Source organism: Mycobacterium sp. Aquia_213, assembly GCF_026625985.1.
Taxonomy (GTDB): Bacteria; Actinomycetota; Actinomycetes; order Mycobacteriales; family Mycobacteriaceae; genus Mycobacterium.
In genome coordinates, this window is record NZ_CP113116.1 from 368,453 (window position 1) to 388,573 (window position 20,121).

Here is a 20,121-nt window from a genome sequence, read left to right on the forward strand (position 1 = left end):
GCGTTACTTGGTCACGACGGCGAAGTTGTCGCCGGCGGCCCACGCCTCTTCGAACGTCGCGATCGACACCTGCTCGTCACGGCCCGTGGGCACGCCGCTGTCGTTGAGGTGCACCACCCCGGCGTCGGTGTCGATACCGATGACGACGACGAAGTGGTTTTGCTTGGCGCGGTCCCCGGCGTCGTTCCAGATGACGTGGTCGTTCACCCCGACGATCACCTTGCGTCCGTTATCGAGGTCGCGCGCCAGCCCTTTGGTATCGGGGTGGACGGCGTCGGCGTGGACGCCGTAATGCGCTAAGAGCGGCACCAGGTCTTTGTTGCTTGTCCTGCTGCCGGGGCGGTAGATCGGCCCGGGGTGCGCGGCGCTCGGAATGTTTCCCGCCGCGGCGTTGATCTCGTCCTCGGCGGGCTCGTGGCCGCTGATCTGGCCGATCACGTCGGCCACCGCCATCTCCCCGCAGTCGAGATGCTGTTGCTGATAGCGCCAGTAGGGCGCGGCGGCGTCCGGGTCGCCATGCATCCCGGGGTCGGTATGCGGGGCGGGAGCGCCCGGGGCGGCGTGGACACCGGCGATTCCACCCGCCCAGCCCGCGGCTGCTGCGGTCAACAACGCCGCGAACACGCCGACGCGTGCCGTCCTGGTCATGGTGCTGCCGGTCATGGGGCCCTCTTTTCTCGAGCCGCCGCAGGTCGCGTCGGTGTCGAGAACAGGGTTGGGTACGGCCCTAGAAGGAATCTTGTTGCGCAGCTAGGCGAGCCGCATCGGCGTCCTCAGGCTTTGCTCAATTGGAATTGCCTGGTAAAGGTCTTGCCCGGCGCTCCACTACACGCGTCTGACGTCGTCGTCTGGCCTTCTCCGGCAAGCGATACGGCATCGAAGCTGTAGTTGACGGTCGCCGGGGCCGATGCGCCGTTCGGGCACGGCACCTGCGCCGTCCCGCTGTGCGTCCATCGTCCATTGGCGAGTTGGAATTCCCAGCTGATGACGAAAGTCCCGCCGTCTTGCGAGGTCGCCCGGGTGCAGTCGGATCCGCACGGGACGAAGAACCAGGCGGTCGGTTTGTCGCTGTTCGCGTACAGCACGTTGTACCGGCCGTTCAGGACCTCTGGGTCGGCGTTCGCCGCCGCCGACGACGCGATGAGCGCAGCCGCGCCGAGCAGTGCGGCTGCCAGTCTCGGGCTGATTTTCGCCCTCTCGGCCCGCACGGTTAGCGCGCCGCCAGTCGTTCGCGGCGCAGCAGGTCCACCTCGGGCAGGTCCAGCGGCGCCAGCTCGCCCACCACCTTGCTCAGCAGCAGGTCGGCCAGCTCCGGGTTGCGGGCCAGACACGGCCCGTGCAGGTAGGTCGCGACGACGCTGCCCTGGATCACGCCGTCGAAACCGTCGCCGAGACGGTTGCCCGCGCCCTTGACCACCGCGCCCAACGGCGACGCCTCGGGGCCCAGCACGGTGCCGCCGCGGTGGTTCTCAAACCCGGTGAGCCGCTGGGTCAACCCCGCCAGCAACGGCGTGCTCACCAGCTCGCCGATCGTGCGCGCCTGCTGCGGAGAGGTCGTCACATCCAGCATCCCCACGCCGTCGACCCGTTCCCCGGATGACGTCTCGTACCAGTGCCCGAGCACCTGGACCGCGGCGCAGATCGATAGCACGGGTGCGCCGCGCTGCGCGGCGAGCTGCAGGCCCGGGTAGCGCAGCAGGTGCCGGGTGGCCAGCCGCTGCGCGTAGTCCTCGGCGCCGCCCAGGGTGTACAGGTCCAGGGACTCCGGCACCGGGTCGTCCAGCGTGATCTCGACGATCTCGGCGGCGATACCCCGCAGCAGTAGCCGTTGCCGCAGCACGACCGCGTTGCCGCCGTCGCCGTAGGTGCCCATCACGTCGGGCAACACCAGCCCGATCCGCAGCGTCGAGTCAGCCATGCCGTGCCAATGCTCGGTGCAGCTGCAGGAAGGCGGTGTAGTTGGCGACGACCTCCACCCGTCCGGGCGGGCAGGACGCGATCGCCGCCAGGGTGTCGTGCAGCAGGGTGTGCTCGACACCCGCGTACCCCAGGCGCACGGCCAGATCGGTGCCGCGTTCGCCGGCGGCCACCACCGCCGTCTCCTCGAAGTGCTCGAAGCGCACATCCCACAGCCAGGACAGGTCCTCGCCGTCGGGCACCTGCCCGTTGACCGAGATGACCACCCCGGCCGCGTGCTTGTCGACCATCGACAGCGCCTCCTGCCAGCCGGCCGGGTTCTTGGCCAGCAGAATGCGGGCGTCGTGCTGGCCGAGGCGCACGGTCCGGTAGCGGCCCGCGACCTCGTCCACGCCCGACACGGCCGCCACCGCCTTAGCGGGATCGGCGCCCAGCGCGACGGCGGCCGCGACGGCCTGGGCGGCATTGCCCCGGTTCACCGCGCCGGGCAGTGCCAGCCGCATCGGCAAGGCCAGCCCGTCGGGCCCGTACAACGTGTCGTCGTCGAACCACCACTGCGGGCTGGGCCGCTTGAAGTCGGCGCCGGTGGAATACCAGTGGCCCTGGTCGCGGACGATCACCTCGCCGCTGCGCGGGCAGCTGACCGAGTCGTTCGCCCACGCGCCGCCGGCGGCCACCCACACCACGTTGGGGCTGTCGTAGGCGGCCGAGGTCATCAGCACGTCGTCGCAGTTGGCGACGACGACGGCGTTGGGGTGGCGGGCCAGGCCGGCGCGCAGCGTGCGTTCGATCACGTTGATCTCGCCGACCCGGTCCAGCTGATCGCGGGACAGGTTGAGCAGCACGATGACGCTGGGCTCGACGGCGTCGGATACGTGCGGCACGTGCATCTCGTCGACTTCCAGGGCCGCGAGCCCCGCGCCGCGGTCGGCGGCCAGCGCGGCCACCAGGCCGGCGTCCATGTTGGCGCCCTCGGCGTTGGTGGCGACCGAGCCCAGCGTGCCGAGCGCGGCCGCGGTCATCCGGGTGGTCGTGGACTTGCCGTTGGTGCCGGTGACGACGACCGTGCGCCGTCCCGCACCGAGCTGGCGCAGGATCGAGCGGTCCAGCGTCATCGCGACCAGGCCGCCGATCATCGCGCCGGCGCCGCGTCCGGTCAGCCGCGACGCCCAGCGCGCGCTCGCTCCCGCGGAGAGGGCCAGGCGGGCGCGGGCGGTCAGCATGCGCGCAGTTTATGTGGCGCCAACTGGCGACACGACCGCGCAGCGACCGAGCGATGTCGGTCCGGCGTGCGATTCTCAGTTCATGAACCCGATCTCCTGGGGTCTTCCGGCAGGCGAGCCGCCCACGGGCTGGGCCGTCATCGACGTCGAGACCTCGGGTTTCCGGCCCGGTCAGGCCCGGATCATCAGCCTTGCGGTGCTCGGCCTCGACGCGGCGGGCCGCGTCGAGCAATCCGTCGTCAGCCTGCTCAACCCCGGGGTGGACCCCGGTCCCACTCACGTGCACGGGCTGACCGCCGCCATGCTCGAGGACCAGCCGCAGTTCGGCGACATCATCGGTGACGTGATCGAGGTGCTGCGCGGCCGCACGCTGGTGGCACACAACGTCGCGTTCGACTACGCCTTCTTGGCCGCCGAGTCCGAGCTCACCCGCACCGAACTTCCCGTCGACAGCGTCATGTGCACGGTCGAGCTGGCCCGGCGACTCAATCTCGGTGTCGAGAACCTGCGGCTGGAGACCCTCGCCGCGCACTGGGGCGTGACCCAGGAGCGGCCGCACGACGCCTTCGACGATGCGATGGTGTTGACCGGCGTTCTGGCGTCCGCGCTCGATCGGGCGCGCGAACACGACATCTGGCTGCCGGTGCGTCCGGTCACCCGCCGCCGCTGGCCCAACGGCCGGGTGACCCACGACGAGCTGCGCCCGCTGAAAGCGCTTGCCTCCCGGATGCCCTGCCCCTATCTCAACCCCGGGCCATTTGTCCGCGGCAGGCCGCTGGTCCAGGGCATGCGGGTGGCGCTGGCCGCCGAGGTGCGCCGCACCCACGAGGAGCTCGTCGAGCGTATCCTGCACGCGGGGCTGGCCTACACCGATGTCGTCGACCGCGAGACCTCACTGGTGGTCTGCAACGCCGCCGAGCCCGAGCAGGGCAAGGGCTACCAGGCCCAGCAGCTGGGCGTGCCGGTGGTGTCCGACGCACAGTTCATGGACGGCGTGGGCACCGTGATCGGCGGCACCAGCATGGAGGAGTTCGTCGACGCTACGAGCGCCGACGACCAGCTCGCGCTGTTCTGACCTACCCGCGCGACGCCCGGTTGACCGCCGACACCACGGCACGCAGCGATGCGGTGGTGATCGACGGAGCGATGCCCACACCCCATACCGTGCGGCCGCCGACCGAAGCCTCTACGTACGCCGCGGCCTGAGCCTCTTCACCGGAACTCATCGCATGCTCGGAGTAGTCCAGCACCGAGACGTCGAATCCGACGTCTCCCAGTGCGTCGACGAACGCGGCGAGCGGGCCGTTGCCGGCGCCGGTGATCTCGGTCTCGACCCCGTTGATCTTGACGGTCGCAACGATGCGGGTCGTCCCGCTGTCTTCCTCGTCGGCATCGACACGCTGCTTCATCCGCTCGAGCGGCAGGATCGGGGCGATGTACTCCTCGGAGAACGCGTCCCACATCTCCTTCGGCGACACCTCGCCGCCCTCGCCGTCGGCGATCTTCTGGATCACCTGGGAGAACTCGATTTGCAGCCGTCGCGGCAGGGCCAGCCCGTGGTCGGCTTTCATGATGTAGGCCACCCCGCCCTTGCCGGACTGGGAGTTGACCCGGATCACCGCCTCGTAGGTGCGCCCGACATCGCGCGGGTCGATCGGCAGATACGGCACCTGCCAGAGCATGTCCTCGACATCGGTGTCCGCGGCGTCGGCGTCGGCCTTCATCTGGTCCAGGCCCTTGTTGATGGCGTCCTGGTGGCTGCCCGAGAACGCGGTGTAGACCAGATCGCCGCCGTACGGGTGACGCTCGTGCACCGGCAGCTGATTGCAGTACTCCACCGTGCGGCGGATCTCGTCGATGTTGGAGAAGTCGATCTGCGGGTCCACGCCGCGGGAGAACAGGTTCAGCCCCAGCGTCACCAGGCACACGTTTCCGGTGCGCTCCCCGTTGCCGAACAGGCAGCCCTCGATCCGGTCCGCTCCCGCCTGGTAGCCCAATTCGGCTGCGGCGACAGCGGTTCCGCGGTCGTTGTGCGGATGCAGGCTCAGGATCACCGACTCCCGGTTGGCCAGGTTGCGGCTCATCCACTCGATCGAGTCGGCGTAGATGTTGGGGGTCGCCATCTCCACGGTGGCGGGCAGATTGAAGATGATCGGGTTGTCCGGCGTCGGCGCGATGATTTCGCCGACGGCGTCGCACACCTGCTTGGCGTACTCCAATTCCGTTCCCGTGTAGGACTCCGGCGAATACTCGAATCGCCATTGCGTGTCCGGGTATTTGGCGGCCTCTTCGACGCACTTGCGGGCGCCCTCGGTCGCGATGGCTTGCACCGCAGCCCGGTCGGCGCGAAATACCACGCGGCGCTGCAGGATTGACGTCGAGTTGTAGAAGTGCACGATCGCCCGGTGCACGCCCTGGCACGCCTCGAAGGTGCGCTCGATCAGTTCCGGGCGGCACTGCGTCAGCACCTGGATGGTGACGTCGTCGGGAATGGCGCCGTCGGTGATGATCTCGCGCACGAAGTCGAAGTCGGTCTGGCTGGCCGACGGGAATCCGACTTCAATCTCCTTGTAGCCCATGCCAACCAGCAGGTCGAACATGCGGCGCTTGCGGGCCGGGCTCATCGGGTCGATCAGTGCCTGGTTGCCGTCGCGCAGATCGACCGCACACCACAACGGGGCGGTACTGGTGACGCGGTCGGGCCAGGTGCGGTCGGCGACCCGGATGGGCTCGACTTCGTCGGCGAAGGGCCGGTACCGGTTGACGGGCATCGACGAGCCGCGCTGCGGATTCCATGCGGGCTGGTCAGGTCGGGGCGGGCCCGCGGGCTTTTGGACGGTGCGGGCCGAAGTGTATGAGTCCGGGCTGGCGGGCTGAGAAAAGTTGGTCACGGTATTGCTCCGGGGATGTCAGAAGGGACTTCAGACCGGCGCATCGCAAACACCCGCGACGGGAGGCCGGTCTGGATCAGACCCCGTCGCGGCGTCCGAGAAGGAGCACCCGCTGCACGGTCTGAACTCTACCGCTATCAGCGCCTAGGCGAAAACTACGCCTGATCGGGACCAAAACCGCAGGCTGTGATGCCCGCCATCAGGTCAAAAAACAAGATGCGCCGCCACGTATCCTGTTGTGAACTTGATCCACGTCTGTGGGTGCGGAAGGGCAGAGAGAAACAGTGGCGCTGGTCGTACAAAAGTACGGCGGATCCTCGGTGGCCGACGCCGACCGGATCCGTCGTGTCGCCGAACGCATCGTCGAGACCAAAAAGCAGGGCAACGACGTCGTCGTCGTGGTCTCCGCGATGGGCGATACCACCGATGACCTGCTGGATCTGGCGCAGCAGGTGTGCCCGGTGCCGCCGGCCCGCGAACTGGACATGCTGCTGACGGCCGGTGAGCGCATCTCCAACGCGTTGGTCGCGATGGCGGTCGAATCGCTCGGTGCCCGCGCCCGGTCGTTCACCGGCTCCCAGGCCGGCGTGATCACCACGGGTACCCACGGCAACGCGAAGATCATCGACGTCACGCCGACGCGGCTGCAGTCCGCGCTCGCCGAAGGCGACGTCGTGCTGGTCGCCGGCTTCCAGGGCGTCAGCCAGGACAGCCGCGACGTCACCACGCTGGGCCGCGGCGGCTCGGACACCACGGCGGTCGCGCTGGCCGCCGCGTTGAACGCCGACGTGTGCGAGATCTACACCGACGTGGACGGCATCTTCAGTGCGGACCCGCGAATCGTGCCCAATGCCCGCAAGCTCGACGCCGTGACCTTCGAGGAGATGCTCGAAATGGCCGCGTGCGGCGCCAAGGTGCTGATGTTGCGCTGCGTCGAATACGCCCGTCGCTACAACCTTCCGGTGCACGTCCGGTCCTCTTATTCGGACAAGCTAGGCACTGTCGTTGTCGGATCGATCAAGGACATATCCATGGAAAGCCCTCTTCTGACCGGAGTCGCGCACGACCGTAGCGAGGCCAAGGTGACCGTCGTCGGGATCCCGGACATCCCGGGGTATGCGGCCCGGGTCTTCCGGGCCGTCGCCGAGGCCGACGTGAACATCGACATGGTGTTGCAGAACGTGTCCAAGGTCGAGGACGGCAAGACCGACATCACGTTCACCTGCTCGCGCGACAGCGGACCCACCGCGGTGGCCAAGCTGGACTCCCTCAAGGACGAGATCGGCTTCACGCAGCTGCTCTACGACGACCACATCGGCAAGGTGTCGCTGATCGGCGCGGGCATGCGCAGCCATCCCGGGGTTACCGCGACCTTCTGTGAGGCGCTGGCCGAGGTGGGCGTCAACATCGAGCTGATCTCCACCTCCGAGATCCGGATTTCGGTGTTGTGCCGCGACACCGAACTAGACAAGGCGGTCGTGGCGTTGCATGAGGCATTCGGCCTCGGCGGCGAAGAGGAGGCCACGGTGTATGCGGGGACGGGTCGATAGATATGGGCGCCGATAGGCTCGCAATAGGGGTAGTGGGCGCCACCGGCCAAGTGGGCCAGGTGATGCGCAAGCTGCTCGACGAGCGCGACTTTCCGGCGACGACGGTGCGGTTCTTCGCATCGGCCCGCTCGCAGGGCCGCAAATTGCCCTTCCGCGGGCAGGAGATCGAGGTCGAGGACGCCGCGACGGCGGATCCGACCGGCTTGGACATCGCGCTGTTCTCGGCCGGCAAGACGATGTCGCTGGTGCAGGCCCCGCGGTTCGCGGCGGCCGGGGTGACCGTGATCGACAACTCCTCGGCCTGGCGCAAGGACCCGGACGTGCCATTGGTGGTGTCCGAGGTGAACTTCGCTCGCGACGCCGCCACCCGGCCCAAGGGCATCATCGCGAACCCGAACTGCACCACGATGGCCGCGATGCCGGTGCTGATGCCGCTGCACCAGGAAGCTGGACTGCAGCGCCTGGTGGTGTCGAGCTATCAGGCGGTGTCCGGTAGCGGGTTGGCCGGTGTCGAGGAGCTGGCGACGCAGGCGCGCGCGGTGATCGACGACGCCGAGCAGCTGGTGCACGACGGAAGTGCGCTGCAATTCCCGGCGCCCAAGACCTACGTCGCGCCCATCGCCTTCAACGTGCTGCCGCTGGCCGGATCGTTGGTGGACGACGGCTCCGGGGAGACGGACGAGGACCAGAAGCTGCGCTACGAGAGCCGCAAGATTCTCGGCATCCCCGATCTGCTGGTCAGTGGGACCTGCGTGCGGGTTCCGGTGTTCACCGGGCACTCGCTGTCGATCAACGCCGAGTTCGCCCGCCCTCTTTCGCCGCAGCGGGCTGCCGAATTGCTCGGCGCCGCCCCCGGTGTGAAAGTGGTCGACGTGCCAACCCCTTTGGCCGCCGCCGGAGTTGACGACTCGTTGGTCGGCCGGATTCGCCACGACCCGGGCGTACCGGATGGGCGTGGCCTGGCGCTGTTCGTCTCGGGGGACAATCTGCGCAAAGGGGCGGCGCTCAACACTATTCAGATCGCCGAGTTGCTGGCCTCGGAACTCTGAGTAGCCGGGGGTGAGATTCGCTCACACTCGCCTGGGTACGCTGATGTGTTTGGTTGTCTCACAATCATTTTGGATTGTGCACGCCGATCCGCCCGCGCCCGTGCCGCAGCCCATCGTGGCGCCGCTGGCGCCGGGGCAGGTATTGCGAATCGGTCCGACGGCCGGAACCGGCACTCCCACAGGGGATTACGGCATCGGTGCCACCGATCTCTGCGAATTCCTGGAGTTTCCAACCGAATTGCTGCAGGTCTGCGGCGATAGCTTCGCCGGGCAAGGCGTGGGTTTCGGCGGTTGGTACTCGCCGGTCGCGCTGCACGTCGACACCGCGTCGGTCGATGATCCCGCCGGGGTGCGCTACACCGGCGTCACCGGGATCGGCAAGCCGCTGCTGGCCGATCCCACGCCCTCGGGCGACTCGCAGTTGCCGGCCGGCGTGGTGCAGATCAACCGGCGCAACTACCTGATGGTGACCACGACGAAGGATCTCAAGCCGCAGAGCTCGCGATTGGTGACGGCCGAAGCGGCGCGCGGGGGATGGCAGACCGTTGTCGGCTCGAAGCGCGACGGCTCGTATCAGGGCGGCTCGCAGACGCAGATCAGCGGCTACTACGACCCGATTCCGACCGCCGATTCGCCAAGCGGGTGGGTGTACGTCGTGGCCAACAGCTTCACCCGCAGTCAGCCAGCGGTGCTGTATCGGGTTACGCCGCAGAACTTTACGGACCGGTCACGGTGGCAGGGCTGGGCGGCCGGGCCCGGTGGTGGCTGGAATAAGCCGCCGACGCCGCTGTGGCCCGACCAAGTGGGGGAGCTGTGCGTCCGGCAGGTCGAGGGCAAGGCGGTGCTGTCCTACTTCAACGCGAGCAACGGCAACATGGAGGTCCGGGTGGCCAACGACCCGACGTCGCTGGGCGAGGCTCCGGTGACCACGGTTGTGCAGCACGACGAGTGGCCCGAGCCGCCGGAAAGCCTTCCGCCACCGACTGACAACCGGCTCGCACAACCGTATGGGGGCTACATTTCGCCCGGCTCCACGCTCGACGAGCTACGAATCTTCGTCAGCCAGTGGGACACTCGCGCACGGGTGTCGGCGCCGTATCGGGTAATTCAGTTCGCGGTCAACCCATTCAAGCCGGAGTAGCCACCAAATCGTCGTCTCGTCGAGGTCAGCGGCGGTAATCTGATTGTCAGCGCGAAGGGGGTGGCGATGCAGCTGCGCTACATAAGCGTTCCGGCGCTGATCGCCGAGGCCGGCGGGGATCCGTGGGCGATCAACCAAAGCCTGCAGGCTGGTCGTCCGGCCCAGATTTCCGATTTGGCCGAGGCGTTTCACGTCGCGGGTGTGTGTACGGCCGAGTCCAGCAAGGCCTTTGAGGAGGCTCGTCGTCGCTTTGAGGCGGCTTGGAATAGGGAGAATGGCGAGCACCCGATCAATGATTCGGCCGAGGTGCAGCGAGTGACGAAACTGCTTGGTGCGCAATCGTTGCAGATACCCAAGATCGGGGTCGACCTGGAAAACATCGCCGCCGCGCTGGCCGAGGCGCAAAAGACCGGGGCCGCCCAAATCGCCGCTCTGGAGAATCAGTTGCAGACGCTCGACAACATGATCGGCCAAGCAATCGAGATGGAAAAAGATCCCCACCTCAGCGCGGCGGATCGACAAACGCTGGATGCATTTATCACCGGGCGTGAAGACGACGCCATCCGCGACACCAAGACCGCCGTCGATCAGCTGCATGCAACGCGCGACACCTATGCGAACTCACTGCATCAAGTGCAGGCGAACGGAAACCTGACCCCGCAGGACGCTGTCCTGGCCACCGACTTCAAGCCCGCCGACCTGGGTGAGGGCGACGGTCTTCCGACTAACGACCCCAGGATCACCGGTCCGGCCGGCCCGCCTCAACACGAGCAGAACACCTACGACCTACAGGACCAGTTCCAAGACGGCCAGGGCCCTACCTTCGGCGGCGATCCGCGCGATGGTCTGCCGCGCAGTCCGGCTTCCCAGCTGGCGCAAGGCCCCCCGGGCACCCGGCCGCTGCCGACGGGGACCGCGCTTGGGCCCAATGGCCGCCGGTACGCGTTTTTCAGCAACCCCGACGGCACCCACACCCCCGGGCTCAACGAATACGCGACCAACGGATCGGTTTGGGACTACAGCGATCCCAACCATCCCGTGAAAGTCGGTGAGCTGCCGGGGATTTTCCAGGCCAGCGGCGTCTACGACCCCGCCACCAACCAGATGGTCATCATCGGCAACACCAGCAACCGAACGGGCGACCTCAACCGCGGTTTGTGGGTGTCCGGACCTATCGACCCGGCCAACCCCAATGGCTGGATGAATTCCTTGCAGCGCGTCGGCGACGTCAGCCTTCCGGGTGATCGCGAAAGCCAGCTGGTTGGCCTCAAAGGCGGCGGATACATGCTCGTCGGCGCGACGAACGGCGGGCCGGTCCAGGCCATCACCGCCGCCACCCCACAGGGACTGACGGCCGCCGCCCCGCAAACGCTGATAGGCGCGGACCAGCTTCCGACTGTCTACGGACCCACCGTCACGGGCACGACGGTCGATCCCGCGACCGGCCTCGAGACGGTTCAGCTGCGGGTAAGCACCTGGCCGCCCGGGCCGGCCTACGACCCCAACACCTGGACGACCACCTTCGGCGTCCAACACTAGAAAGGCGACATCGCATGCTGAGCAGGATGGCCGTAGCGGCGATGACCGTGACCGTGGCGTTTTTGGGGCTGGGTTGTTCCCATGCGACCCCCGGCGTCGCAAAGGCGACGCCGCCGAACTTTCCCGATCTCAATGCCTTTCAGCCGGTGGATCCCGCGCCGTACACCGCGGCGGCCCGGGCCGGTGGCGCAGCCTATTTCGCTACCCCGGACGGACTCCAATGCAGCGTGCCCAATCCGACCAAGCCCGGCGATCACGTCAGCGCCAGCTGCGACGGGAAGCTACCCGGTCTTCCCGACAACGCTCCCGTCGGAAGCGACGGCTGCTCGGTGGTGGGAACGCCGACCTCGTCGCCAACGGACTTGGGCCCGTACGGATTTCAGAAGGGCACCGGGTGCCCGGTCATCACCTCGCCGCTGCTCAACGTGGGCCAAAAAATCACCAAAGCCGACATCACCTGCGTTGTCGGCGCGGACCGGCTGACCGCCTGCATCGACCCAATCCTCAACCGCGGGTTCGTACTTCAGACCCCCGGCTCGTGGACGTTCTAATCGCAGTCACAGGCGCCAGGCCCACCGGACGACGTACGATGTTTCGGTGAGCTGGATCTGGGGGGGACGGCTGGTGGCGGCCATTGGTGCTGCCGCCGTTGTCCTGTGCCCGGCCGCGGCGGCCGATCCCGGATCTCCGTCTTACCTGCAGGGCAAACAAGCCATCGATGATCAGGTTCAACAGCACCACGTGCAGTTTCCTGCCGGCACCAACTGGTTGGACTACTGCCAGGAAGAGCTGCGCAACGTCCTCAAGAGCGGGAAGGTAGCCCGCGTGGACTCCCCGCCGGACTTCATTGCCGGCTGCCAGGACGAGGGTCGCGCCCTAGCGTCTCAGTGAACTACTCAACCCACCTCGGCTAGGCCGGCGGCCAGGTCGGCTCCGTTGATGCCCTGACTCCACTCCATGAGTGCGCCGACGTCGAACTGAGGTTGAATCCCAGCGGCTCCCGCCAGACCCGGCGAGCCGCTTACTCCGCTCGCGGATGCCGCCCCCAGCCCAGACGCGCTCGCGGCCGGGGCGGCGGGAACTGGGGTGACGACGGGGCCGGTCACGATGGTGCCGCTATTGACGGCGGTGACAAGGCCGCTGGCGTCGACGGTGACCATGGCGCCGCCGGTCCCGCCGGCGATGGGAGAACCGGCCGGGAGGGTGAGGATTCCGGGGCCCTGGACACTGGCGAATTGGAAGGTACCACTCACGAAGTTGCCCGGGCCGGGTGTGGCATAGATAGCTCCCGCGGCGATGACGTGGCTCTGGCCGGTGTTCAACACGTAGGTCGTCTCTGTCACCGCGTGAACGACAATGGTGCCCATGGATTGCCCAACGGGATAGCCGTCGGTGGCGGTGACCGTTACCCCCACGCCGACGTTGGCGCCGCCGGGCGCGACAGTGCCGGAGCTGCCGACGGGCAGGGGCGGGTCGACGGCACCGACGGCCTGCCCAGTGGCGTTGTTCGAGGCGAGCTGCATCGCGGACTGGCTGCGGGCACTGGTGGCGTCGGTGGTCGCCCGGGCGACGGCGTTGGCCTGGTCAACTTGCCCGTTTTGGTTCGTGGCCTGTTGCGGTTCGTCGAACGGTGCCAGGGTGCTGGCGGTTTCGGCCGTGGCGGCGTAGCCGTACATGGCGGTGGCGTCCTGGACCCACATCTCCATGTACTGGGCTTCGGTGGCCGCGATCGCCGGGGTGTTCTGTCCGAAGAAGTTGGTCGCGACCAGGACCATGAGCTGCATCCGGTTGGCTGCGATGACCGGCGGGGGCACGGTCATGCCGAACGCCGCGTCGTAGGCGGCGGCCGCGGTGTAGGCCTGGGCGGCGGTCTGGGTCGCCTGTGCGGCGCTGATCTGCAGCCAGGCCACATGCCGAGTGGCCGCGGTGGCCATCCTCATCGACGAGGGGCCAATCCATCGCCCGGTCAGCCCCGCGATCTCCGATGAGCAGCCAGTCGCGGCGGACTCCAGTTGGGCGGCCACCGCGTCCCAGCTCGCCGCTGCAGCGAGCATGGGCCCCGACCCCGGGCCGGTGTACATCAGCCCTGAGTTGACTTCCGGCGGCAGCAAACCAAAGTCCATGTCTTATCCCTTTTCTTGAGCTAAGCGCGATGATTTGCTCGGCACATTAACGCGCGTCCAATAAGGTCCGCGTAAACGCTCAATGACCGGACGCTGAAGCTCCTCCGAAACCGTGGGGTGCTCGAAAGCGCTGCTGCCGTTGGACTTCTCAAGATCAAGCTGCTGCTCGGTCGCGCCCGAGGTCGTGTGCGCGTCGTTGCCGAACGTTTAGCCAACAGCGCTGAACAGATGTTCTTGCGATGCACGACCGGGTAATTCAGTTAACGCGCGTCATGTCTGGCCGGAGAATCTCCGCGAGATCTGCACGTTTCTGCCTCATATGCAGTAATACAGCGGTGGGGCCGCCGAGGCCACCAAGGTGATCGCCATCCGCTAGGAGGTTGTGCAGCAATGGATTTCGCAATATTTCCACCGGAATTCAACTCCGGACGGTTGTACTCCGGCCCCGGGTCTGCATCGATGCTGGCTGCCGCGGCGGCCTGGGACGGGCTGGCCGCCGAGTTGCACATGGCGGCGGCGGGCTATCGATCGGTGATTGCCGGGCTAACCGCTGGGCCCTGGCTGGGTCTGGCATCGGTATCGATGGCGACCGCGGCTGCTCCCTATGTGACGTGGATGAGCACCACCGCCGCACAGGCCGAGCAGGCGGCCGCCCAAGCCAAAGCGGCGGCCGCCGCCTACGAGGTGGCGTTCGCGGCGGTGGTGCCCCCGCCGGTGATCGCGGCAAATCGCGCCACATTGAGGGCCCTGGTGGTGACCAATCTTTTCGGTCAAAACACCCCGGCGATCGCGGCCGCCGAGACCCACTACGCCGAGATGTGGGCCCAGGACGCCGCGGCGATGTACGGCTATGCCGGGCTGTCGGCGTCCGCGACAGCGCTGACCCCGTTCACCCCGTCACCGCAGAGCACCCGTCCCGGCGGGTCGGGTGACCAGGCCGCCGCGCTCGCACGGGCCACCGGCACATCGGCCGCATCCGATACCCAGACGGCGTTGGCGCAGTTGAGCTCGAACGTGCCGACGACGTTGCAGGCACTCGCCTCGCCCCCGACCTCCACGGCCGCGGCCCCCACGTCGGGCATCATCGATGCCCTGCTATCGCCCTCGACCTTCTTCGAGCCCACAAGTCTGGGTGTCGCGACGAGTGAATTGGGCACCGCGTCAGGGGCGTGGGCAGACGCGGCGAAAGCCGACACCGAGATCGAGGCCGCCGGCCGAGAAATCGCCGACGACCAGGACGTCCTCACCCGCCAGATTTCGGGCGCCGAGACTGAGATCATGCGCCGGTTCGACCAGTTGGGCGCCGTAGGAGAGGCGGGCTCGGCAGGCCTGGGCCAGGCGACCACGATCGGGGCGTTGTCGGTGCCGCCCGGTTGGGCCACCGCGGCACCGCAGATCAGGCTGGCCACGTTGGCGCTGCCGGCCACCGGCCTGGGTGCCATCCCGCAAGCCTTCGCCGGTAGCCCCGGGATCTTGTTCGGTGAGATGACCCTGGCAAGCATGGCCGGCCAGGCGATCAACGGCACCGTGAGCCCGGCTCACCGGGAACGCATCAGGGCGACTGCTGGCGCATACCCCGCGCCCTCGCCCACCGCGGGCGGCCAGATGACCGGTATCGCAGCAGACATGCGCGAATTCGCTGAGCTGCTAGGCAAACTCGGCGACCTGCGCGACGCGGGCCTGCTGACCGACGCGGAGTTCAACGAGCAGAAGCAACGCCTTCTCGGCCGACTCTGCTGAGCAGATCCGCCGGCGCGATCTCCGGTTTTGGCTGGTGAGCAGGGTTTTTTGGCTCACAGCTGCTACATAAGTAGCGCATAGCCAGAACTACTGTTTACCCCCGCATCATTTGTCTCATGAGTGAAACATCTGAAACCCCCACCGTGCGGTCCTCGACCGCAACTGCACCGGCGCCGGCAGAGCCGGTCGTCGTCCACCGGGCCCCCAGGGTCTTCCAGGCGGCGGCCTACGTCGCCATCGCCGCCGGGACCGTGTTCGTCATCGCGGTCATCTTCTTTACCGGCTTCTTGCTCGGTAAGTCCACCGGGCACCACGGCCACCACGGCCACCACCACAAGCACCACGCGATGGTGCATCCCCACCGGTTCGGTGGTCCCGGTGGCCCGGGCGGTCCGGGTTGGCCCGGCGCGAACCAGCAGCCGGGTGGGCCCGCGGCCGTGACCCCCGGCGCTCCGGGGCCCAGCCAGGTTCCGTCGTCGGTCGCTCCGTCTCGCACGCCGTAGCCGAAAGATTTCAACTGTTCGGATGCTCACGGGGTAAAAGGAGGACTCCGGGGGGCCACTAATCTCACACGCAGTAGCCCGGCGCTCACCAGAGCGCCGGGCTACCAGTGGTTTCGGCGATACCGGCACCTGGGTCGCATTCGGGTGAATTCACAGCAACTTTGTCGCCGGAATCTGTTGCAGCAGTTGCATTCAAGGGCAGTATTCAAGGCATGAGTGAAACACCCCAACCCGCAGCACAGCCGGCGCCCGTCGCGACGGCCCCGCCACCGCAGGTGGTCAAGCCGCCCAAGGTCTACACGGCCGCGGCGTGGGTGGTGATCGTTGCCGGGATCGTCTTCATCTTGTCGGTCGTCTTCTTCTCCGGCGCGATGATCTTCGGATATCACCACCAGTACTGCCACCATCGCCACGGCATGATGTGGAAACCCGGCGGCCCGGGCGGCCCCGGTGGCCCCGGTGGCCCGGGACCGTGGCAGTACGGCGGACCGGGCGGCCCCGGCATGATGCCGCCGCCCTACCAGTACGGGCCGCCGCCGGGATACGGTCCGGGTGGTCCCGGTGGCCCGAACACCGGCCCGAGTGGTCCGGCTGGGCCCGCTCCGGCGAGCAGCGCCCCCGCTCCGCGCCCCTAGCACCGACACCTGCAACGGCCCGGTACCCCACCAGGGGTGCCGGGCTGTTTCATGCATTGAAAGTGCTTGTCACCGATTCGGGTTCACACTGGGTGGGTACACGGCGCACTGCCCTCGAATTCAGCCCAGTTAGCGAGGAGATGGCGAGATGACGAAGCGTTACACCACGACCGATGCCGGTATTGCCGCACCCAGCGACGAACAATCGCTGACGATCGGTCCCGACGGCCCGATCCTGCTGCAGGATCACTACCTGATCGAACAGATGGCGCAGTTCAACCGGGAACGCATCCCGGAACGCCAGCCGCACGCCAAAGGTGGCGGCGCCTTCGGTCATTTCGAAGTGACCAACGACGTCAGTAAGTACACCCGGGCCGCGGTGTTCGCGCCCGGAACCAAAACCGAGATGCTGGCCAGGTTTTCGACCGTAGCCGGTGAGCGCGGCAGCCCGGACACCTGGCGGGACCCACGCGGATTCGCGTTGAAGTTCTACACGTCGGAGGGGAACTTCGACATGGTCGGCAACAACACGCCGGTCTTCTTCATGCGTGATCCGATGAAGTTCCAGCACTTTATCCGCTCCCAAAAGCGCATGGCCGCAACGAATTTGCGCGACCACAACATGCAGTGGGACTTCTGGAGCCTGGTTCCCGAATCCGCGCATCAGGTGACCTGGCTGATGGGTGATCGGGGCATCCCCAAGAGCTGGCGGCAGATGAACGGCTACAGCAGCCACACCTACAGCTGGATCAACGCCGCCGGCGAGATCTTCTGGGTGAAGTACCACTTCATCACCGATCAGGGCGTCGACTTCCTGACTCAGGAGGACGCCGACCAATTGGCCGGCGAGGACGGCGATTATCACCAGCGCGACCTCTACGAGTCGATCGAGGGCGGCGACCACCCGAGCTGGACGCTCAAGATGCAGATCATGCCGTTCGAGGAGGCCAAGACCTACCGGTTCAACCCGTTCGATCTGACGAAGGTGTGGCCGCACAGCGACTATCCGTTGATCGACGTCGGCACGATGACGTTGGACCGCAACGTCACCGATTACCACACCGAGATCGAGCAGGCCGCCTTCGAGCCGAACAACACCGTGCCCGGCACCGGGTTGAGCCCGGACAAGATGTTGCTCGCGCGCGGCTTCTCCTACTCGGATGCGCACCGGGCACGGCTGGGCGCCAACTACCGGCAGATTCCGGTCAACACGCCCCATGTGGAGGTCAACAGTTACTCCAAGGACGGCGCAATGCGGATGACGAACGCCTCGGATCCGGTGTATGCGCCCAACTCCTACGGTGGCCCGCAGGCCGACCCGGCGCGCGCGGCCGAGGTGCGCTGGCAGGCCGACGGGCAGATGATCCGCGCCGCCTACACACTGCACCCCGAGGACGACGATTGGGGCCAGGCGGGCACCATGGTTCGTGAGGTGCTCGATGACGCTGCTCGAGACCGATTGGCCCACAACATCATTGGGCACGTCTCCAAGGGTGTCAAGGAGCCGGTGCTGTCCCGGGTGTTCGAGTACTGGCGCAACGTCGATCCCGATCTCGGTAAGAAGGTCGAGGAGGGCGTCCGGGGTCAATAGTTCGGCGTTCGCCGCCAGACGGCCACCTGGCATGATCGAGATTCATGATGCGGATCTCCGCTGTGGCGGTAAGCGTCGGTCTGGGCTTGGGGGTGGCTTCCGGCGTCCCCGTCGCGGCTGCTCATCCATCCGAACCCGGGGTGGTGTCCTACGCAGTCCTCGGCAAAGGCTCGGTCGGCAACATCGTCGGTGGACCCATGGGTTGGGAGGCGGTGTTCACCGCACCGGTCCAGGGTTTCTTCGTCGACCTGGCCGACTGCAACAACTGGGCGGACATCGGCCTACCCGATGTGTACAACGACTCCGACTTGGCGTCCTTCAACGCGGCCACGTCGCAGACGTCGGCCAACGATCAGACGCATCTCGTCAAGCAGGCGGTCGGTGTATTCGCCACCAACGACGCCGCGGGCCGGGCCTTCCACCGGCTGGTGGATCGCACGGTGGGCTGCTCGGGTCAGACCACCGCAATGCACCTGGACAACGGGCAGACCCAGGTGTGGTCGTTTGCTGGAGCGCCGGCGACCGGGACCGACGCTAACTGGACCAAGCAGGAAGCGGGCACCGATCGCCGCTGCTTCAATCAAACCCGGCTGCGCGAAAACGTATTGCTTCAGGCGAAGGTTTGTCAGTCTGGCAACGCGGGACCCGCGGTCAATGTGCTGGCCGGGGCGATGCAAAACGCGCTGGGGCAATAATCCGGTGAATTTGGGTATTTATATAAGCCGTGCGGCGAGAACCTGCGGGAACGGGAATATGTCGGGGCGATCTGGAAGATGAAGAGACGGCGGCTATCGTTCGGATAGCTGCCCAACTTGGCGCTCGGCGACGCGTGGTCGGGCCCGAAGGGATCGTGATATGACGCTCGCCGCTATCACCGCCGCGGCCTCGCAGCTGGATGCCGCCCGCCCGGCCGAAACCGAGTTGACCAGTTCCGAGGAAGCCGCCCAGTACATCGCCGATGGTTGTTTGATCGATGGCCCGCTGGGGCGCGTCGGCCTGGAGATGGAAGCGCACTGCGTCGACCCGGCCGATCCCTACCGCCGGCCGAGCTGGGACGAAGTCACCGCGGTCATTGATCAGCTACCCGCACTGCCCGGCCGCAGTGTCATCACCGTCGAACCGGGTGGCGCGGTCGAACTCTCCGGGCCACCCGAGAACGGCGTGGTCGCCGCCATCGACGCGATGAACAACGATCAGGGCGTGCTGCGCAAGGCCTTCGCCGCCGCCGGCCTGGGTCTGGTCTTCCTGGGTGCGGACCCGCTGCGGGCGCCGAAGCGCATCAACCCGGGCGCGCGCTACCGTGCGATGGAAGAGTTCTTTGCCGCCAGCAACTCCGCCGAGGCGGGTGCCGCGATGATGACGTCGACGGCTTCGGTTCAGGTCAACCTGGACGCCGGACCGCGGGCCGGATGGGCGGACCGGGTTCGTCTGGCGCACGCGCTGGGCCCCACGATGATCGCGATCGCGGCCAACTCCCCGATGCTGGGCGGCGAATTCTCGGGTTGGGTGTCCACCCGACAGTGGGTGTGGGGCCAGATGGACTCGGCGCGCTGCGGGCCCATCCTGGGCGCCAGCGGCGACGACCCGGGCACCGACTGGGCGCGCTACGCGCTCAAGGCGCCGGTGATGATGGTGCACAACCCGGAGGCGGTCGCGCTCACCCACTATGTGTCCTTCGCCGACTGGGCGGACGGCTCGGCGCTGCTCTGCGACCGCCGGCCCACCCTCGCCGATCTCGACTATCACCTGACCACGCTGTTCCCGCCGGTTCGCCCCAGACAATGGCTGGAGATCCGCTACCTGGACAGCGCGCCGGATGCCTACTGGCCCGCGATCGTGTTCACGATGGTTGCCCTGCTCGATGATCCGGTCGCGGCCGACGCCGCCGCCGCGGTCGTCGAACCGGTGGCCACCGCCTGGGACTACGCCGCCCGGCTCGGGTTGAGCGACCGGCGTTTGCACGACGCTGCCACCTCCTGTGTGGCCATCGCCGCCGCGAAGGCGCCGCCCGAGCTCACCGACGCGATGGAGCGGCTGATCCGCACGGTCGAACGGGGCCGATGTCCGGGCGACGACTTCTCCGACCAGGTAATCGACCACGGCATCGCGGCCACCGTGTCGCAGTTGGCGCAAGGGGGCTTGTGACTTTCCCCGATGATTCCGACCCGTCCCCCGCAAGCGGGAGGTACCCCCAGCGCCCGGCTACGCCGCGCTTGCGA

The 20,121-nt window shown here is 67.3% G+C and carries 19 protein-coding genes; 13 read left to right on the top strand and 6 right to left on the bottom strand.

Annotation, left to right across the window (positions count from 1 at the left end; genetic code table 11):
• Nucleotides 1-3: 3 nt before the first annotated feature.
• The 4 genes from LMQ14_RS01665 to LMQ14_RS01680 form a co-directional block, all read right to left on the bottom strand.
• Nucleotides 4-663, bottom strand: a complete 660-nt coding sequence (locus tag LMQ14_RS01665; RefSeq protein WP_267733136.1) for a C39 family peptidase — start codon at nt 661-663, stop codon at nt 4-6.
• 110 nt (nt 664-773) lie between these two features.
• Nucleotides 774-1,208, bottom strand: a complete 435-nt coding sequence (locus tag LMQ14_RS01670) for a hypothetical protein (protein WP_267733137.1) — start codon at nt 1,206-1,208, stop codon at nt 774-776.
• A gap of 2 nt (nt 1,209-1,210) precedes the next feature.
• On the bottom strand, nt 1,211-1,918 hold the full coding sequence (locus LMQ14_RS01675; protein ID WP_267733138.1) for a type 1 glutamine amidotransferase: 708 nt from the start codon (nt 1,916-1,918) through the stop codon (nt 1,211-1,213).
• The gene (locus LMQ14_RS01680; protein ID WP_267733139.1) at nt 1,911-3,140 is read right to left on the bottom strand and encodes a Mur ligase family protein; all 1,230 of its coding nucleotides are present in this window, start codon (nt 3,138-3,140) and stop codon (nt 1,911-1,913) included. The genes LMQ14_RS01675 and LMQ14_RS01680 overlap by 8 nt, the downstream gene beginning before the upstream one ends.
• Nucleotides 3,141-3,222: 82 nt before the next feature.
• On the opposite strand from LMQ14_RS01680, the gene LMQ14_RS01685 reads away from it, so the two are divergent.
• Nucleotides 3,223-4,215 carry a DEDDh family exonuclease gene (locus tag LMQ14_RS01685; protein WP_267733140.1) on the top strand — a complete coding sequence of 331 codons (993 nt, stop codon included), beginning with the start codon at nt 3,223-3,225 and terminating at the stop codon, nt 4,213-4,215.
• A gap of 1 nt (nt 4,216) precedes the next feature.
• On the opposite strand, the gene leuA is transcribed toward LMQ14_RS01685, so the two are convergent.
• Nucleotides 4,217-6,031 carry a 2-isopropylmalate synthase gene (gene leuA, locus LMQ14_RS01690; RefSeq protein ID WP_267733141.1) on the bottom strand — a complete coding sequence of 605 codons (1,815 nt, stop codon included), beginning with the start codon at nt 6,029-6,031 and terminating at the stop codon, nt 4,217-4,219.
• A gap of 284 nt (nt 6,032-6,315) precedes the next feature.
• Between leuA and LMQ14_RS01695 the strand changes: the two genes are divergently transcribed.
• The 6 genes from LMQ14_RS01695 (at nt 6,316) to LMQ14_RS01720 (ending at nt 12,201) form a co-directional block, all read left to right on the top strand.
• Nucleotides 6,316-7,581, top strand: a complete 1,266-nt coding sequence (locus LMQ14_RS01695; protein ID WP_267733142.1) for an aspartate kinase — start codon at nt 6,316-6,318, stop codon at nt 7,579-7,581.
• A gap of 2 nt (nt 7,582-7,583) precedes the next feature.
• The gene (locus LMQ14_RS01700; RefSeq protein WP_267733143.1) at nt 7,584-8,630 is read left to right on the top strand and encodes an aspartate-semialdehyde dehydrogenase; all 1,047 of its coding nucleotides are present in this window, start codon (nt 7,584-7,586) and stop codon (nt 8,628-8,630) included.
• 43 nt (nt 8,631-8,673) lie between these two features.
• Entirely contained in the window at nt 8,674-9,771 is a 1,098-nt protein-coding gene (locus tag LMQ14_RS01705) for a DUF4185 domain-containing protein (RefSeq protein WP_267733144.1), read from the top strand.
• A gap of 66 nt (nt 9,772-9,837) precedes the next feature.
• Nucleotides 9,838-11,310, top strand: coding sequence for a hypothetical protein (locus tag LMQ14_RS01710; RefSeq protein WP_267733145.1), 1,473 nt, complete (start codon nt 9,838-9,840; stop codon nt 11,308-11,310).
• 14 nt (nt 11,311-11,324) lie between these two features.
• Nucleotides 11,325-11,861, top strand: a complete 537-nt coding sequence (locus LMQ14_RS01715) for a hypothetical protein (RefSeq protein WP_267733146.1) — start codon at nt 11,325-11,327, stop codon at nt 11,859-11,861.
• A 46-nt stretch (nt 11,862-11,907) separates the two neighbouring features.
• Complete coding sequence (locus LMQ14_RS01720) at nt 11,908-12,201, top strand: hypothetical protein (protein WP_267733147.1); 294 nt, start codon at nt 11,908-11,910, stop codon at nt 12,199-12,201.
• Between the two features lie 5 nt (nt 12,202-12,206).
• Here the strand turns inward: LMQ14_RS01720 and LMQ14_RS28120 are convergent, their stop codons facing one another.
• Nucleotides 12,207-13,433: a PPE family protein gene (locus tag LMQ14_RS28120; RefSeq protein ID WP_324291095.1), complete on the bottom strand. Its 1,227-nt coding sequence runs from the start codon at nt 13,431-13,433 to the stop codon at nt 12,207-12,209.
• Between the two features lie 390 nt (nt 13,434-13,823).
• On the opposite strand from LMQ14_RS28120, the gene LMQ14_RS01730 reads away from it, so the two are divergent.
• The 6 genes from LMQ14_RS01730 to egtA all read left to right on the top strand — a co-directional run bounded on the left by LMQ14_RS01730 (nt 13,824) and on the right by egtA (nt 20,047).
• Nucleotides 13,824-15,173 (top strand): PPE family protein, SVP subgroup, encoded by a 1,350-nt coding sequence (locus tag LMQ14_RS01730; protein ID WP_267733148.1) that lies wholly within the window; start codon nt 13,824-13,826, stop codon nt 15,171-15,173.
• A 116-nt stretch (nt 15,174-15,289) separates the two neighbouring features.
• Complete coding sequence (locus tag LMQ14_RS01735; RefSeq protein WP_267733149.1) at nt 15,290-15,676, top strand: hypothetical protein; 387 nt, start codon at nt 15,290-15,292, stop codon at nt 15,674-15,676.
• A 212-nt stretch (nt 15,677-15,888) separates the two neighbouring features.
• Nucleotides 15,889-16,311: a hypothetical protein gene (locus LMQ14_RS01740; RefSeq protein WP_267733150.1), complete on the top strand. Its 423-nt coding sequence runs from the start codon at nt 15,889-15,891 to the stop codon at nt 16,309-16,311.
• A gap of 148 nt (nt 16,312-16,459) precedes the next feature.
• Nucleotides 16,460-17,902, top strand: coding sequence for a catalase (locus LMQ14_RS01745; protein ID WP_267733151.1), 1,443 nt, complete (start codon nt 16,460-16,462; stop codon nt 17,900-17,902).
• Between the two features lie 47 nt (nt 17,903-17,949).
• Complete coding sequence (locus tag LMQ14_RS01750) at nt 17,950-18,597, top strand: sensor domain-containing protein (protein ID WP_267733152.1); 648 nt, start codon at nt 17,950-17,952, stop codon at nt 18,595-18,597.
• A 160-nt stretch (nt 18,598-18,757) separates the two neighbouring features.
• Nucleotides 18,758-20,047: an ergothioneine biosynthesis glutamate--cysteine ligase EgtA gene (gene egtA, locus LMQ14_RS01755; RefSeq protein WP_267733153.1), complete on the top strand. Its 1,290-nt coding sequence runs from the start codon at nt 18,758-18,760 to the stop codon at nt 20,045-20,047.
• The last annotated feature ends 74 nt before the right edge of the window (nt 20,048-20,121 follow it).